General features: G+C 33.9%; 12 protein-coding genes. 7 read left to right on the plus strand and 5 right to left on the minus strand.

Features of this window, described 5'->3' with window-relative positions; genetic code table 11:
* Positions 1–126: 126 nt before the first annotated feature.
* Both Q0822_RS13250 and Q0822_RS13255 read left to right on the plus strand, forming a co-directional pair.
* Positions 127–2,100, plus strand: coding sequence for a M1 family metallopeptidase (locus Q0822_RS13250; RefSeq protein ID WP_299124438.1), 1,974 nt, complete (start codon positions 127–129; stop codon positions 2,098–2,100).
* The gene (locus tag Q0822_RS13255; RefSeq protein ID WP_299124440.1) at positions 2,100–2,984 is read left to right on the plus strand and encodes a patatin-like phospholipase family protein; all 885 of its coding nucleotides are present in this window, start codon (positions 2,100–2,102) and stop codon (positions 2,982–2,984) included. Before Q0822_RS13250 ends, Q0822_RS13255 begins: the two co-directional genes overlap by 1 nt.
* On the opposite strand, the gene Q0822_RS13260 is transcribed toward Q0822_RS13255, so the two are convergent.
* Genes Q0822_RS13260 through Q0822_RS13270 form a run of 3 tightly spaced genes read right to left on the minus strand, consistent with a single transcriptional unit; the run spans position 2,985 to position 6,350 of the window.
* Complete coding sequence (locus tag Q0822_RS13260; RefSeq protein WP_299124442.1) at positions 2,985–3,506, minus strand: hypothetical protein; 522 nt, start codon at positions 3,504–3,506, stop codon at positions 2,985–2,987.
* An 8-nt stretch (positions 3,507–3,514) separates the two neighbouring features.
* Entirely contained in the window at positions 3,515–5,074 is a 1,560-nt protein-coding gene (locus tag Q0822_RS13265; protein ID WP_299124444.1) for an FMN-binding glutamate synthase family protein, read from the minus strand.
* 4 nt (positions 5,075–5,078) lie between these two features.
* A complete protein-coding gene (locus Q0822_RS13270; RefSeq protein ID WP_299124446.1) occupies positions 5,079–6,350 on the minus strand; it encodes an amidohydrolase in 1,272 nt (423 codons plus the stop codon).
* 133 nt (positions 6,351–6,483) lie between these two features.
* On the opposite strand from Q0822_RS13270, the gene Q0822_RS13275 reads away from it, so the two are divergent.
* On the plus strand, positions 6,484–8,814 hold the full coding sequence (locus tag Q0822_RS13275; RefSeq protein ID WP_299124448.1) for a UvrD-helicase domain-containing protein: 2,331 nt from the start codon (positions 6,484–6,486) through the stop codon (positions 8,812–8,814).
* Between the two features lie 4 nt (positions 8,815–8,818).
* Here the strand turns inward: Q0822_RS13275 and Q0822_RS13280 are convergent, their stop codons facing one another.
* Positions 8,819–9,685 (minus strand): alpha/beta hydrolase, encoded by an 867-nt coding sequence (locus tag Q0822_RS13280; protein WP_299124450.1) that lies wholly within the window; start codon positions 9,683–9,685, stop codon positions 8,819–8,821.
* A 46-nt stretch (positions 9,686–9,731) separates the two neighbouring features.
* Here Q0822_RS13280 and Q0822_RS13285 point away from each other — a divergent pair, with 46 nt between their 5' ends.
* Complete coding sequence (locus Q0822_RS13285) at positions 9,732–10,352, plus strand: L-threonylcarbamoyladenylate synthase (RefSeq protein ID WP_299124452.1); 621 nt, start codon at positions 9,732–9,734, stop codon at positions 10,350–10,352.
* Here the strand turns inward: Q0822_RS13285 and Q0822_RS13290 are convergent.
* Positions 10,349–11,560, minus strand: a complete 1,212-nt coding sequence (locus tag Q0822_RS13290) for a multidrug effflux MFS transporter (RefSeq protein WP_299124455.1) — start codon at positions 11,558–11,560, stop codon at positions 10,349–10,351. The two genes, Q0822_RS13285 and Q0822_RS13290, sit on opposite strands and share 4 nt — an antisense overlap.
* An 83-nt stretch (positions 11,561–11,643) precedes the next feature.
* Here Q0822_RS13290 and Q0822_RS13295 point away from each other — a divergent pair, with 83 nt between their 5' ends.
* The 3 genes from Q0822_RS13295 to Q0822_RS13305 all read left to right on the plus strand — a co-directional run bounded on the left by Q0822_RS13295 (position 11,644) and on the right by Q0822_RS13305 (position 15,116).
* Positions 11,644–12,087, plus strand: a complete 444-nt coding sequence (locus tag Q0822_RS13295; RefSeq protein WP_299124457.1) for a DinB family protein — start codon at positions 11,644–11,646, stop codon at positions 12,085–12,087.
* 92 nt (positions 12,088–12,179) lie between these two features.
* Positions 12,180–13,952 carry an ABC transporter ATP-binding protein gene (locus tag Q0822_RS13300; protein WP_299124459.1) on the plus strand — a complete coding sequence of 591 codons (1,773 nt, stop codon included), beginning with the start codon at positions 12,180–12,182 and terminating at the stop codon, positions 13,950–13,952.
* Between the two features lie 75 nt (positions 13,953–14,027).
* Positions 14,028–15,116 carry an amidohydrolase family protein gene (locus tag Q0822_RS13305; protein ID WP_299124460.1) on the plus strand — a complete coding sequence of 363 codons (1,089 nt, stop codon included), beginning with the start codon at positions 14,028–14,030 and terminating at the stop codon, positions 15,114–15,116.
* The last annotated feature ends 1 nt before the right edge of the window (position 15,117 follow it).

Here is a 15,117-nt window from a genome sequence, read left to right on the forward strand (position 1 = left end):
GCAGGAATATTTTTGTTATTGAGAGCAAAGTGAAGAATCTTTAAAATTATGTTATTTATAACTACTAACTTTTAAGTAATGATATAAAATCTTTACTTTGGTGTTATTCTTGATTTTAAATTATTTATGAAGAAAATTCCTGTGTTTTTTTGCCTTTTTATTTTGAGTATGTCCTTTGCTCAGCAATCTGATATAGTGGATTTTAAGAGGGTTGAGGCTTTGATTGTATTTAATCAATTTGAAGTTGATAGTACAAATTACAACTCATACGATGTTACCTTTGATATCATTAAGTCATCAGATTCGATTTATTTGGATGCAATCGATATGAAAATCAAGCATGTTGCTTTAGATGGTGTTGCGGCTAAATACCGTAATAATGGTAAGAAGCTTATTGTTTATAATGACTTTGCAAAAGGAAAAAGTCATAAGTTGAGTTTTATTTTTTTTGCTTCTCCAAAAAAGGCAATGTATTTCTTGGGTTGGGAAAATGAAGGGAGAAATCAAATATGGACGCAAGGCCAAGGAAAATATACTAGTCATTGGTTGCCGAGTTTAGATGACACCAATGATAAAATAGAATTTGATTTAAAATATGCGGCGCCAAAAGGATATAAGGTTTTGTCAAATGGTATTTTAAAATCAAAAACCGATAATACTAATCATGTTTTATGGGAGTATGATATGGTAAAGCCTATGTCTAGCTATCTTGTTGCTGCAGCTATTGGGAAATACAATAAAAAAACCGAAACCTCTAAAAGTGGTATTCCTCTAGAATATTATTATTATCCAGAGGATTCAATGAAAGTTGAACCAACTTATCGTTACTCTAAACAAATGTTCGATTTTCTAGAAGAAGAAATTGGTTTCGCTTATCCTTGGCAAAATTATAAGCAGGTTCCTGTACACGACTTTTTATATGCTGGTATGGAAAATACGAGTCTTACGATTTTCTCAGATGCTTTTGTGGTAGATTCTATTGGGTTTAATGATAAAAATTTTGTCAATGTCAATGCACATGAATTAGCGCATCAATGGTTCGGCGATTTAGTAACAGCTAAATCTGGTGATCATCATTGGTTGCAAGAAGGTTTTGCGACCTACTACGCATTATTAGCTGAGCGTGATATTTTTGGTGATGATTACTTTTATTTCAAACTTTTTGAGTCTGCTTTAGATTTGGGTCGACAAGATATTTCAGGAAGTGGTACATCACTTTTAAACCCTAAATCGAGTAGCTTAACGTTTTATCAACGTGGAGCTTGGGTTTTACATGCTTTACGAAGTGCTGCAGGAGACGCGGTTTTTAAACAAGCGGTAAAAAATTATCTTGAAAAGCATCAATTTGGTAGTGTGGAAACTTCAGATTTTATTCGAGAAGTTGAGCGTTTGCATGGTAAATCTTTATCTGGCTTTGTTAATTTTTGGATAAAGCAAAAGAATTTCCCTGTGGATAATGCTTTTGATTTGCTAAAAAAACAATCAACTTATGTAAATGAGTATTTAATGGTAGATTGTCAAGCAAAGTCATCTAAATGTGCTGACTATCTTAAGTATTATGTTTCTGATGATGCAAAAGTTAAAATCATATCGCAAGTTCCAGAATTGGTTACTGCAGATACATTCAAAAACAACATAAAAGTACGACAGGCAATTTCAAAATATGTAAAAAAGATTCCTGAGCATCTAAAAGAAAATTATGAATCGCTTTTGGATGATAAATCTTATATCACCATCGAAAATGCCTTATACAACCTTTGGACTGCCTTTCCAGAAGACCGTTCAAAATACCTTTTTAAAACAAGAGAGATTGTTGGTTTTAGCGATAAAAATGTGAGATTATTGTGGATAGTTTTAAATTTGAATACACCATTTTACGAAGCGGATAATAAACAAGCCTTGTATAATGAGTTGGTGAGTTATACGAATCCAGAAAACAATGCGGATCTGCGTATTAATGCATTTAATTATCTCAACTTAATAAATGCTTGTAATGCTGATTGTAAATCTAATTTAGAAGATGCAAAATCACATCATAACTGGAGATTGGTTAAGTTTGCAAAAGAGTTTTCAGAACAATTAGAGCAAAAACAAAATTGATGCGAGCATTAGTAATATCTGGTGGTGGGAGTAAAGGTGCATTTGCAGGTGGAGTAGCGCAGTATCTCATGGAGCATGAAAAGCGTGAGTATGATATGTTCTTGGGTACGTCTACTGGTAGTCTTTTGGTGCCGCATTTGGCTGTTAATGATATTTCTAAACTCTACGATATTTTCACTAATGTTCAGCAACAAGATATTTTTAGTGTGAGCCCTTTTGTGCAACGTAAAAAAGGTGATAGAGAATTTGTATCTATTGATTTTGTAAATTCCTTATGGCAGTTTATTAAGCGAAAACGAACCTTTGGTGAAAGTAAAGCGTTAAGACGCAAGATTCGTAAAGACTTCACTTTTGAGGAATATCAGAAAATAAAAAAGGAAAAGAGTGATGTGGTAGTTACTGTTTCTAATCTTTCTATGAATAGAGTAGAGTACAAGTCTATACAGGATTGTTCTTATGAAGAATTTTGTAATTGGATATGGATTTCTTGTAATTATATTCCGTTTATGTCTTTAGCTAAAGTCAATGGTTATGAATATGCTGATGGAGGTTTGGGTTGTGTTATTCCTATTAGAGAAGCTATATTAAGAGGTGCTACCGAGATTGATGCTGTAGTTTTAGAAGCGGAAAATTTAGGTAAACAAAGGGTGTTAGGTAAAAATCCTTTTTCTTTAATGATGAATTTGTTTGGGCACTTAATGGACCGCGTGGAGCGTAACGATATTTTAATCGGTAAATTGGCAGCAAAAAATAAAAACGTAAAACTTAACCTCTATTATACTCCAACTACATTAACAGAGAATTCCTTAATCTTTAGTAAGCGTCTTATGGAAAAATGGTGGCAACAAGGTTACGAACATGCAGAGCAAAAACACTCTAAGTAATTACCACATTTCTCCAACCTCTTTCTTTATGTAAGATAATGCTGCACCACTTGGAGGCTGCTTGTCCATTAAGTCTGTTAATATAACTTCTCTGAGCTTATTCGCAGAATCTGTTTTTTCAGTCATATTAGCTTTTCTAATCAGCTGAATTGTTGCGTTTTTAGCAGCTAAAAGAATGTTCCAACATTCATCACTAACATAGATTTGCTGTGACAAATTATGTTCAAATTCTTGTTCAATTGTTGCTATAAGTAAATTCTCGTAATCTTCTTTATTTGAAGATGTTGGGTTAATTCTTGTGAGTAATTTGGATGGTGAAATCCGTTCTAAGAAAAGTGCCATACGTTCGTAGGCTTGTAGGCGTAAAGGGAAGGCCTCTTTCTGCATATTTTTCTGTAATAAAAAACGTCTTCTGCGTTCTTCATTGTCTGTATGTTGTTTAAAGAAATAAAAGGCAACTGCACCAACAATAAGTGCTGGTATTAAGCTTAAGATAACCTCTAATATTTTGTCAAAATCCATTTACGTTTCTATTTTATTTGTCCGCCAAGATACTCACAATCTTTTAAATGTTGCAAGCTTTTAAATTTAACAGGAGATTTTTCATACTTGAAAGTTAGGCTAAAATCTTTAGCAAGATTATGGTCATCAACATTCATTTCAACATCATCCATGGTAAACTGGCATGGATGTTCATAACCAGCAGCATGAGTAATTTCAATCAATTCTTTTCTAAAGGTTTTAAAGTATTGTGCTAAGCGCTCAGATTTCAAAGGTATATTGATTCCGTTTTGTAGCCATTTGCTTTGAGTAGCTATACCAGCAGGACAGCGATTGGTGTGACAAATTTGAGCTTGGATGCATCCAATACTCATCATCGCTTCACGAGCCACATTAATACAATCTGCACCCATTGCAAACGCCATAGCTGCTTTGGCTGGAAAGCCTAACTTTCCGCTACCAACAAATACAATTCGTTCAGTTATTCCTCGTTTTTGAAATAATTTATAAATGTCACTAAATCCATAAATCCAAGGTAACGATACATGATCTGCAAAACTTGGTGGTGCAGCGCCAGTGCCTCCTTCACCACCATCAACAGCAATAAAGTCTGGACCACGATTTTCAGCTTTCATAATGTCAGCTAATTCTTCCCATTGGTCTAATTTTCCGATTGCGGCTTTAATTCCAACAGGTAAACCTGTGGCTTCAGCTATGGCCTCAATAAAATCTACTAATTCTGGCACATTAGAAAAAGCCTTATGATTCGGAGGCGATAATACTGTTTTACCAACTTCAACTCCTCTTATTTCCGCAATTTCTTTAGTGATTTTTTTTCCAGGTAAAACACCTCCTTTTCCAGGCTTGGCACCTTGAGACAATTTTACTTCTATAGCTCTAATGAACGGATTATCGTTAACTAGTTTTACCATTTTTTCCATAGAAAATCCGCCATCTTCGGCACGTACACCAAAATATCCTGTTCCAAAATGAAAGACAACATCACCACCATTACTGTGGTAAGGCGATAGACCACCTTCACCTGTATTATGATAGGCTCCAGCAAGTTTAACACCTTTATTTAAAGATTCTATAGCTTTTGCTGATAAAGAACCAAAGCTCATTGCGGATACGTTAATAATAGAAGCGGGTCGGTATGGTCGTTTACGCCTATTATATGCTCCCATAACTTTTGCACATGGTGCAAAAGAATTATCTAAGGCATTTGGGTGATTGTCTTCTACTTTGTATGGCATCATGGCATTGTTAATAAAAATATGCTGATGCGCATAAATGTCTCTATCTGTCCCAAAGCCTTCGTAGTTGTTTTCTTTTTTTGCCGAGGCATATATCCAACCACGTTCTATACGGTTAAAAGGTAATTCTTCTCTATTGTTAGCGACAAAATACTGTCGCATTTCTGGACCAATACTCTCTAACCAATAGCGCAAATGCCCAACTATTGGAAAATTATGACTTATAGTGTGCCCTTTTTGAAAAAAAATATCTCTAATGGCTAAACATACTAGTGAAATAATAATCCATAACCACCAGGATATTGATCCTAAGAATTCTAAAACGGAATCCATATAATTAGTTGTTATTTAAAAAATCTAAAGTAATTTGAGTAAATGCTTTTACACCTAATAGCATACCACTATCATCAATTTTAAAATCTGGTGTATGATGAGGGAAAGATTCCTCTGTACCAGGTGTCATACCTCCTAAAAAGAAATATACTCCAGGAACCACTTCTTGGAAGTATGAAAAATCTTCTCCACCAGTCGTAGCTTTCATGATTTGTACATTCCCTTCTCCTGCAACTTTTTGAAGTGATGGTAGAATTTCAGATGTAAGTTCAGCATCATTAAAGGTGATTGAAGTATTGTTTTGCCAATCAATTACTGCACTTCCATTATATGCAGTAGCTAAATCGTGTGCCATGTTATCCATACGTTTCATAATTAATTCACGTGTTTCTGGATCTAAAGTTCTTACAGTTCCAATCATTTCTACCGATTCAGGAATAATATTAAAACGTGTGCCACCAGTAATCTTACCTACCGTAATTACAGCCGCTTCGTCTGTTAGTTTTACTTCTCTACTTATGATAGTTTGAAAACCATCGATAATTTTTGCAGAAATTAAAATAGGATCGACGCCAGACCATGGCTGAGAACCATGCGTTTGTTTACCTTTAACTGTAACCACAAAGCGCTCTACTGAAGCCATAATGCCACCAGTTTTATATTTTATAGTACCAACTGGAGTTTGAGAATTGATATGCAATCCAAAAATAGCATCTACTTTTGGGTTTTCTAATACCCCTTCTTTGATCATTAGTTTTGCACCACCTTCTTCGCCAGGAGGTGGACCTTCTTCAGCGGGTTGAAATATAAATTTAATAGTACCATTTATTTTGTCTTTATGTTTTGATAATACTTCGGCTGTAGCCATTAAAATAGAAATATGTGTGTCGTGTCCACAGGCGTGCATCACTCCGGTTTCTGTGTTTAAGAAAGTTGTTCTTACTTCAGATTTAAATGATAAGTCATTTCGTTCTGTAACAGGAAGTGCGTCTATGTCTGCTCTAAGTGCGACTACTTTGCCAGGATGGTTACCTTTTAAAATACCAACAACGCCTGTTTTGGCTATTCCTGTTTCCACTTCTAATCCAAGAGATTTTAAGTGCTCTGCTATCTTTTCTGCAGTTTTAAATTCTCTGTTCGACAACTCGGGATTTTGGTGAAAATAATGTCTCCATTCTATCAATTTGTCTTCAATATCTATGATGTCTTGTTCAATAGAATTTTGAGCAAATGAAAATATTGATAAAAATAAAAGGAGGAAAGATAGGTTTTTCATGAAATAAAAATTTGCACTAAGATATTGAAATTTAATCAACTTAATTTTTTGATAGTTTGTTTATAATTAATGTAATTTCTATATGGAAAAACCTGTGACAATTCTTAATTTCACAGTTCGAAAAAAAATGCATTTGGAAAAGTATCTCAGTCAACTAAACGACGCACAATTAGCACCGACTTTACAGAAAGATGGCCCAATGATAATCATTGCTGGTGCGGGTTCTGGTAAAACACGTGTACTAACGTATCGTATCGCCTATTTAATGAGTCAAGGTGTTGATCCGTTTAATATTTTGGCGTTAACATTTACCAACAAGGCTGCCAAAGAAATGAAAGGCAGAATCTCTGATATTGTTGGTGATAGTGAAGCAAAGAATTTATGGATGGGAACTTTTCACTCTGTTTTTGCTAAAATTTTGCGCTTTGAAGGACATCATCTAGGATTCCCTAGCAACTTTACGATCTATGATACTCAAGATTCCCAGAAGCTGCTTGGTTCTATTATCAAGGAAATGGGACTAGATAAAGATATCTATAAAACAAAACAGGTTTATAGCAGAATTTCATCTTATAAGAACAGTTTAATTACAGTTAAGGCTTACTTTAAAAATCCTGAATTGATGGAGGCTGATGCTATGGCAAGACGACCAAGATTAGGAGAGATTTATCAAGAATACGTAGAACGATGTTTCAAGGCTGGCGCTATGGATTTTGATGATCTTTTGTTACGAACAAATGAGCTATTAACGCGTTTTCCAAATGTGTTAGCTCAGTATCAAAATAGGTTTCGATATATTTTGGTAGATGAGTATCAGGATACAAATCATTCTCAATATTTAATTGTAAGAGCTCTAGCAGATCGTTTTCAAAATATATGTGTTGTCGGTGATGATGCGCAAAGTATCTATGCGTTTCGCGGTGCAAACATTAATAATATTCTGAATTTTCAAAAGGATTATGATGGTGTTAAAACCTACCGTTTGGAGCAGAATTACCGTTCTACAAAAAATATTGTTGGCGCGGCAAACTCTGTTATTGAACATAACAAAACCAAGCTCGATAAAATTGTTTGGACAGCAAACGATATTGGTGAAAAAGTAAAAGTACATCGTTCATTAACTGATGGTGACGAAGGCCGTTATGTAGCGAGTACTATTTGGGAAACCAAAATGAATCAGCAACTACATAATAGTGATTTTGCAGTTTTATACAGAACTAATGCTCAATCTCGTGCTATAGAGGATGCATTGCGCAAACGCGATATTCCATATCGTATTTATGGTGGTTTATCTTTTTATCAACGAAAAGAGATTAAAGATGTAACGGCATATTTGCGGTTAATTCTCAATTCTGCAGATGAAGAAGCACTGAAACGTGTCATTAATTATCCAGCCAGAGGAATAGGGCAAACGACTGTTGATAGATTAATAGTTGCAGCTAATGCAACAGGAAAAACTATTTATGATGTTTTAAAAGATATTGATTCTATAGAAATCAATATTAACAGTGGTACTAAGAACAAGCTTAGAGATTTTGTAACACTAATAGAGAGTTATAAAGTGATGAATCAGAATGCTAATGCATTTGATTTAGCAGAGCATGTCACTAAAACGAGTGGATTGATTAGAGAATTAAATAAAGATGGTACTCCAGAAGGTGTCACTCGAATGGATAATGTTCAAGAATTATTAAACGGTATTAAAGATTTTGTTGAAGGTCAGATTGAATTGGCTGATGCAGGAGATTCTTTAGCAGAATTCTTAGAAGATGTTGCTCTAGCTACAGATTTAGATGCAGATAAAGGTGATCCAGACCATGTGGCATTAATGACTATTCACTTAGCAAAAGGCTTAGAATTTGGTCATGTATTTATTGTTGGTATGGAAGAAGATTTATTTCCAAGTGCTATGAGTATGAATACTCGTAGTGAGCTCGAAGAAGAACGACGATTATTCTATGTAGCTTTAACAAGAGCCGAAAAACAAGCCTATTTAACCTATACTTTGTCTAGATATCGCTGGGGAAAACTGATTGATGCTGAACCAAGTCGATTTATTGAAGAGATTGATGATGAGTTTGTAGATATTGTTACACCATTAAAAGAGCAACGTTTTAATCCAATGTTAGATGCGTCCATATTTGGTGATATTGAGCCTAATAAAGTGCGATTTGCGAAACCCAAAATAGCAAAAATGGCAAAAAAGAAAGCAAAAGAAAAGCCTGAAAATTTCACAATTAGTACACCTAAAAAAATGAAGCCATTAACTAAATCTGACGATAACTCAAATTTATTTGATAGTAAGTTGACTGTTGGTAATATTGTAAACCATCAAAGATTCGGTAGGGGGGAAGTAATGAAAATTGAAGGTAAAGGAGGCGATGCTAAAGCAGAAATTAAATTTCAAAAAGGAGATACTAAAAAATTATTGTTGCGTTTTGCGAAGCTTACAATAATGCGGTAATTAATTATTGCATATGTGTTTCAATAAAGGTTCTTAATTTTAGGGTTGTATCTAATAAATTCAACCCAACCCAACCATGGCCTTCGTCTGGATAGAAGTTAAATTCATGAGTTACGTTTAGTTCTTCAAGCTTATCTCTCATATCTGTGCCTTGCGTTGTTGGTATTAATGGATCTTGCCCTCCGTAAAACATAATTGTAGGAGGTGATGACACTGTTGCTCTATGATAAGGACTTACTTCTTCTAAAAACGGTATGGATGTGTCAGTTCCTATGGCATCTAATATTTCTTGTATTAAAGGATTTGTATTATTTAAATATACTGGATCTGTAAAGTTGGTTGGACCAACAACACTGCATACCATTTCACTTTGGTTTTCAACATCAAAAGCATAACACCATAATAATGACAAATGTGCACCAGCACTAACTCCTACAAAACCAATATCATTAGAAATAGTATAGTTGTTTTGATTAGTTTCTAAATAATCCACAACAGTTGTTATGTCATTTATTTGCATTGGGTAAGGTGGATTGTTTTCGTCTGCCAATCTGTAATTCATGTTCACAATAGCATACCCATTCATTTGTGTCTTTATATATTCCTTAAATGGGTTCATATCTGCTTTGTCACCAGATGTCCATCCACCACCATGAATAAGAATCACGGTTTTCGTAGCACTAGTTCTATTAGCGGGTAAATATAAATCGAAAACCTGATCGCTATCACTTCCATAAGAAATGTCTAATTCTTCATAGGCAGCTAATGGATTTAATATATCTAGATTGCCATCATCTGAACTCTCAGAAGAACATGATATAAATAGTACAATGACAAATAAACTATTGAATATAAATTTTAAGGATTTCATGTTGAAAAATTATTTACATTGTAAACGTATTTGTAAGATACATATTATGGCCGAATTTATTAAAATATATCCTGAAAACCCTAATCCTAGAGAAATTCAGAAGGTAGTTAAAACCTTAAAGCGTGGAGGTTTAATCATCTACCCGACTGATACTGTTTATGGTTTAGGTTGCGATATTACTAATGTTAAGGCCTTAGAACGTATTGCAAGAATTAAAGGAGTGAAGCTCGAAAAGTCTAATTTTTCATTTGTTTGCGAAGATTTAAGCAATCTTAGTGATTATGTGAAACAAATTGACACCACAACATTTAAAATTTTAAAACGCGCCTTACCTGGTGCATATACTTTTATTTTACCAGGTTCAAAGAATCTTCCAAACCCGTTTAAAAAACGAAAAACAGTTGGTATTAGAGTACCAGATAATTCAATTGCTTTAAATTTAGTTGCTGCTTTAGGAAATCCAATAGTTTCTACATCTATCAGAGATGAAGATGATGTTATTGAATATACCACAGACCCAGAATTAATTCTAGAAAAGTGGCATAATTTGGTAGATATCGTCGTTGATGGAGGTTATGGTGGTAATGAAGCTTCAACAATAATTGATTTATCAATTAGTCCACCAGAGATTATTAGAGAAGGGAAGGGAAGTTTAGAAATTTTTTAAACCGTTTTTAATAATTTTCTAAGGGTACTGCTATTAAAATAGAATAGTACTATAGAAATGACTCCGCATACCACAAAACCAATAAAAAGTGGTACAACTGAATCTTTTACAAAACTTCCTATATAATTTGCAATTGGCACTGCCATAACTGTAGAAATAAAACCATTTAAAGCCGACCCGATACCTGCAATATGTCCCAAGGGTTCCATGGCTAAGGCTCTAAGATTTCCAAATAAAAAGGCTACACTTGCAAATTGCAGACTTAAAAATAATAATAGTACTTCAATACTTGGATTTTTCCCAGACCAATGAAGTAAAACGTATAGTAAAGAAATAATTATGAAGGCAATTAAAGCAATATTCACTAAGTTTTTCATTCCAAATCGCATTACCAAGAGACTATTAAAATAAGTGGCTAAACCTATGGTTATGGCTAAGCTCGCAAAAATATAAGGGAAGTATTCTGCTAAATCATATTGTTGCTGAAAAATTTGTTGCGAGGTACTTAAATATACCATAAAAGAACCAGTGATAAAGCCGGATAATAAGGTGTAAATTATTGCAGATTTGATTTTAAAAAAAGCTATTGTACCTGTTTTAAAAATAGAAAGACTAAAGGATTTTTTATATTCTTTATGAAGCGTTTCTGGTTGTCGTCTCCAAAACCATATAAGTACCAAAAAGCCAAAAGCTAAGTTGAAAGTAAATATAGATTTCCAACCAAACTGAAATAATAAAAACTGTCCTAGCATTGGTGCAACTACAGGTACTAAAATAAAGGTCATTACTACAATTGATAGAATCTTAGCCATATGGTCTCCATTGTAAGAGTCTCTAACAATAGCAATGCACATTGTTCTTGGTGATGATAACCCTATTCCTTGTAGAATTCGCCCAAAAAGCATCATTTCGAAGTTTTTAGTAGTAATACAAATAATGGAAGCTATGACAAAAACGCCAAAACCAAAATATACCATTGGTTTGCGTCCAAAACTATCTGAGAGTGGTCCAAAAATAAGTTGGCCAACACCAAGCCCTAAAAATATAAGCGTAATAATTTTTTGATTTTCAACATCACCTAAGCTGCTTAAATAATTGCCAATTATAGGAAGTGCAGGTAATACGGCATCAATTGATACGGCTACGATAGACATTAAAGCAGCCATTAAGACCACAAATTCTAATTGCGAACGTTGTTGGTTTTGCATGGCATAAAAGTAAGGCAATAAATGTCTATTTTTGATTGGAAGTAATACTAAAATCAGATATTAATATATATTAAATACATTGCATGTTAACAGAGACATTAATTAAACTATTTAGTAGAGATCTCAATAAGTTAAAAACGGAAATCCAGTTATATAATGATGAAGCTAATCTTTGGAAAACAGATGGTTCGGTTTCAAATTCTGCTGGAAATCTGTGTCTTCATCTCGTTGGAAATTTAAATCATTTTATAGGTGCAATTTTAGGAGATTCAGGTTATGTAAGACAGCGTGATTTAGAATTCTCTCTCAAAGATATTTCAAAATTAGATTTGATTAAGCAGATAGATAATACTGTTGAAGTTGTAGAAAAGACTTTAAGTAAATTAACTCAAGAACATTTGCAGAAAGAATACAAGCCTCGCGTATTCGAATATACGATGACAACAGAATATTTTTTAGTACATCTCACAACGCACTTAGCATATCATTTAGGTCAAATTAATTATCATAGACATTTGCTGGATTAAGAATTGAGTTTCTATTTTCAAAATAAATTATAAAACACAATTGATTCATTGTTCTGTAGTTTCAGACAAACGTATATTTACATAAAAATTAAATGCAACACTTAAAAGATAGTCCTAAAAAGTTCAAAAAAGACAAGCCAAAGGTTACAATGGCAACTGCCTTTAAGACCATAATTTGGCCAAGACGTAATTTAGTTCTTATAGGTTTAGTATTAATCGTAATTAGGAGCTTATCTGGTCTTATTTTACCATGGCAGAGTAAAGTATTGTTAGATGATGTAGTGCCAAATAAAGATTTTAATGGATTATACATGCTTATTGGTATCGTGCTCACAGCAATTTTAGTTCAGTCTGTAACTTCTTTTTTATTAACTCGAATTTTGAGTGTTCAAGCCCAATTTCTAATTTCAGAATTGCGAGCACAAGTCCAAAAGAAAGTACTTTCATTGCCCATTAGTTTTTTTGATAATACTAAATCGGGTGCTTTGGTATCACGTATTATGAGCGATGTTGAAGGAGTACGAAATTTAATAGGTACAGGTTTGGTACAATTAGTTGGTGGTTCATTCACTGCAATCGTTTCCTTAGTCATTTTGATAAAGTTAAATGCATGGATGACGTTATTCGTTTTTGTACCATTATCGTTATTCGGAATTGTTGCATTAAAAGCATTTAAATTTATTAGACCAGTTTTTAGAAACCGAGGTAAGATAAATGCAGAGGTCACGGGTAGATTAACTGAAACACTCGCAGGTGTTAGGGTAATTAAGGCATTTAATGCTGAAGAACAAGAGAATAAAGTGTTCGAAAAAGGTGTGGAGCGTTTATTTGAAAACGTTAAAAAGAGTTTAACCGCAACAGCTTTAATGACAAGTTCTTCAACATTTTTAATAGGTGTAGCAACTACAGGAATTATGGGGATTGGTGGTTATTATATGATCCAAGAGGCAATGACCACAGGTGAATTTTTGTTTTTTACTTTAATCCTTGGGTTTATGATTGCCCCAATTGTACAAATGAGTAACATTGGTAGCCAATTAACGGAAGCATTGGCTGGCTTAGACCGAACAGAAGAGCTCATGAATTTAGCTGCCGAAGATGAACAAGAAGATAGAACCATTCAATTAGAAACTATAAAAGGCGATATAAAATTTAATGACGTGTCTTTTGCCTATGAAGAAGGTAAACCAGTATTGCATAATATTAATTTTGAAGCACCTTCTGGTTCAGTGATTGCATTAGTTGGTAGTTCGGGTTCTGGTAAATCAACAATAGCAGGTTTATCAGCTACATTTTTAAATCCCGAATCTGGTATGATTACCATTGATGGTCAAGATTTATCAAAAGTAAAGTTGAACAGCTTTAGACGGCACTTAGGTGTTGTACTGCAAGACGAATTCCTGTTTGAAGGTACAATTAGAGAGAACATTATGTTTCCTCGACCAGATGCAACAGAATCCCAACTACAGTATGCGGTAAAAGCGGCTTATGTCAATGAGTTTACAGATCGCTTTGATGATGGTTTAGAAACTCTAATAGGTGAACGTGGCGTGAAATTGTCTGGAGGACAGCGACAACGAATTGCTATTGCAAGAGCCATTTTAGCGGACCCTAAAATCATTATTTTAGATGAAGCGACTTCTAATTTAGACACAGAAAGTGAAGGCTTAATTCAAAAAAGTTTATCAGAATTAACCCATAATAGAACCACCATAGTTATAGCGCACCGTTTAAGTACAATAAAAAGGGCTAATCAAATTTTAGTCATCGAAGCTGGACATATTGCAGAGCGCGGTACACATGATGAATTAATAAAAGCTAAAGGACGTTATTATGATTTGTACACTTTTCAAGCGAAAATATAAGTGTTAAACGCATCATAAACTGTCATAATCATCAAGCGTTTTATATAAATTTATATTTGATAAAAATTAATCTATATGAAAATCAGAATTACAGTATTCTTATTAATATCATTACTCATTTCAAACACTAGTATAGCTCAAGACTTAACTTTCGAAGCATATAATCCTAAATCAACTCTTGTAGTACCTGGTAAGATCGTAAAACGTGCAAAATTCCCATTTATAGATGTTCACGGTCATCAATTTAGAATGGCTACTCAAGATTTGAAACCTGTAATTACTGCCATGGATACCTTGAATCTTCAGGTAATGGTCAATTTAAGTGGAGGAACAGGTGAAAATTTAGTTAAAGCTTTGGCTAATGCAAATACCAATTATCCTGGGCGTTTTATGGTATTTTGTAATATTGATTTTGAGGGAGCTGGAGCGGATGAATGGATAGAAGAAAAAGTAAAACAGTTAGAAGTAGATGTTAAAGCAGGTGCTGTTGGTCTTAAAGTTTATAAAAGTCTAGGATTACGTAATACTGATTCTGAAGGAAAGCGTTTAGCCATTGATGATGCTCGATTGGATCCAATTTGGGCTAAGTGTGGTGAATTAGGTATTCCGGTATTAATACATTCTGCAGATCCAAAATCTTTTTGGGATGATTTTGATGGTGACAATGAACGTTGGCTTGAACTGAAAACACGGCCAAACAGAAAACGTGGGGCCAATAACCCAGCGCCTTGGGAGCAGATTATACAAGAACAACATAATATGTTTAAAAAGCATAAGAATACCACTTTTATTAATGCTCATATGGGTTGGTTTGCTAATGATTTAGGTAAGCTGGCTGAGCTGTTAGATGAAATGCCAAATATGAATGTAGGCATTGGTGCTATTATAGCAGAATTAGGACGTCAACCAAGATTTGCAAAAGCATTCTTCGAAAAGTATCAAGACCGAATCTTATTTGGAAAAGATAGTTGGAAACCAGAAGAATTTCCAACCTATTTTAGAGTTCTAGAATCTGATGATGAGTATTTCCCTTACCATAAAAAGTATCATGCATTTTGGCCAATGTATGGTTTAGATTTATCAGATGAAGTATTAAAAAAAGTATATTATAAAAATGCACTTCGAATTGTCCCAGGAATAAATAAAAGTAAATTCCCAGAATAGT

The sequence above is a fragment of the uncultured Winogradskyella sp. genome, assembly GCF_947496485.1.
In the GTDB taxonomy this organism is placed as follows: Bacteria; Bacteroidota; Bacteroidia; order Flavobacteriales; family Flavobacteriaceae; genus Winogradskyella.

Excerpts from the sequence above, each read along its gene's own strand:
- Q0822_RS13265 (WP_299124444.1), bottom strand. The coding sequence starts at position 5,074 with ATGGATTCCGTTTTAGAATTCTTAGGATCAATATCCTGGTGGTTATGG.
- Q0822_RS13270 (WP_299124446.1), bottom strand. The coding sequence starts at position 6,350 with ATGAAAAACCTATCTTTCCTCCTTTTATTTTTATCAATATTTTCATTT.
- Q0822_RS13250 (WP_299124438.1), top strand. The coding sequence starts at position 127 with ATGAAGAAAATTCCTGTGTTTTTTTGCCTTTTTATTTTGAGTATGTCC.
- Q0822_RS13255 (WP_299124440.1), top strand. The coding sequence starts at position 2,100 with ATGCGAGCATTAGTAATATCTGGTGGTGGGAGTAAAGGTGCATTTGCA.
- Q0822_RS13285 (WP_299124452.1), top strand. The coding sequence starts at position 9,732 with ATGGCCGAATTTATTAAAATATATCCTGAAAACCCTAATCCTAGAGAA.
- Q0822_RS13290 (WP_299124455.1), bottom strand. The coding sequence starts at position 11,560 with ATGCAAAACCAACAACGTTCGCAATTAGAATTTGTGGTCTTAATGGCT.
- Q0822_RS13300 (WP_299124459.1), top strand. The coding sequence starts at position 12,180 with ATGCAACACTTAAAAGATAGTCCTAAAAAGTTCAAAAAAGACAAGCCA.
- Q0822_RS13260 (WP_299124442.1), bottom strand. The coding sequence starts at position 3,506 with ATGGATTTTGACAAAATATTAGAGGTTATCTTAAGCTTAATACCAGCA.
- Q0822_RS13295 (WP_299124457.1), top strand. The coding sequence starts at position 11,644 with ATGTTAACAGAGACATTAATTAAACTATTTAGTAGAGATCTCAATAAG.
- Q0822_RS13280 (WP_299124450.1), bottom strand. The coding sequence starts at position 9,685 with ATGAAATCCTTAAAATTTATATTCAATAGTTTATTTGTCATTGTACTA.
- Q0822_RS13305 (WP_299124460.1), top strand. The coding sequence starts at position 14,028 with ATGAAAATCAGAATTACAGTATTCTTATTAATATCATTACTCATTTCA.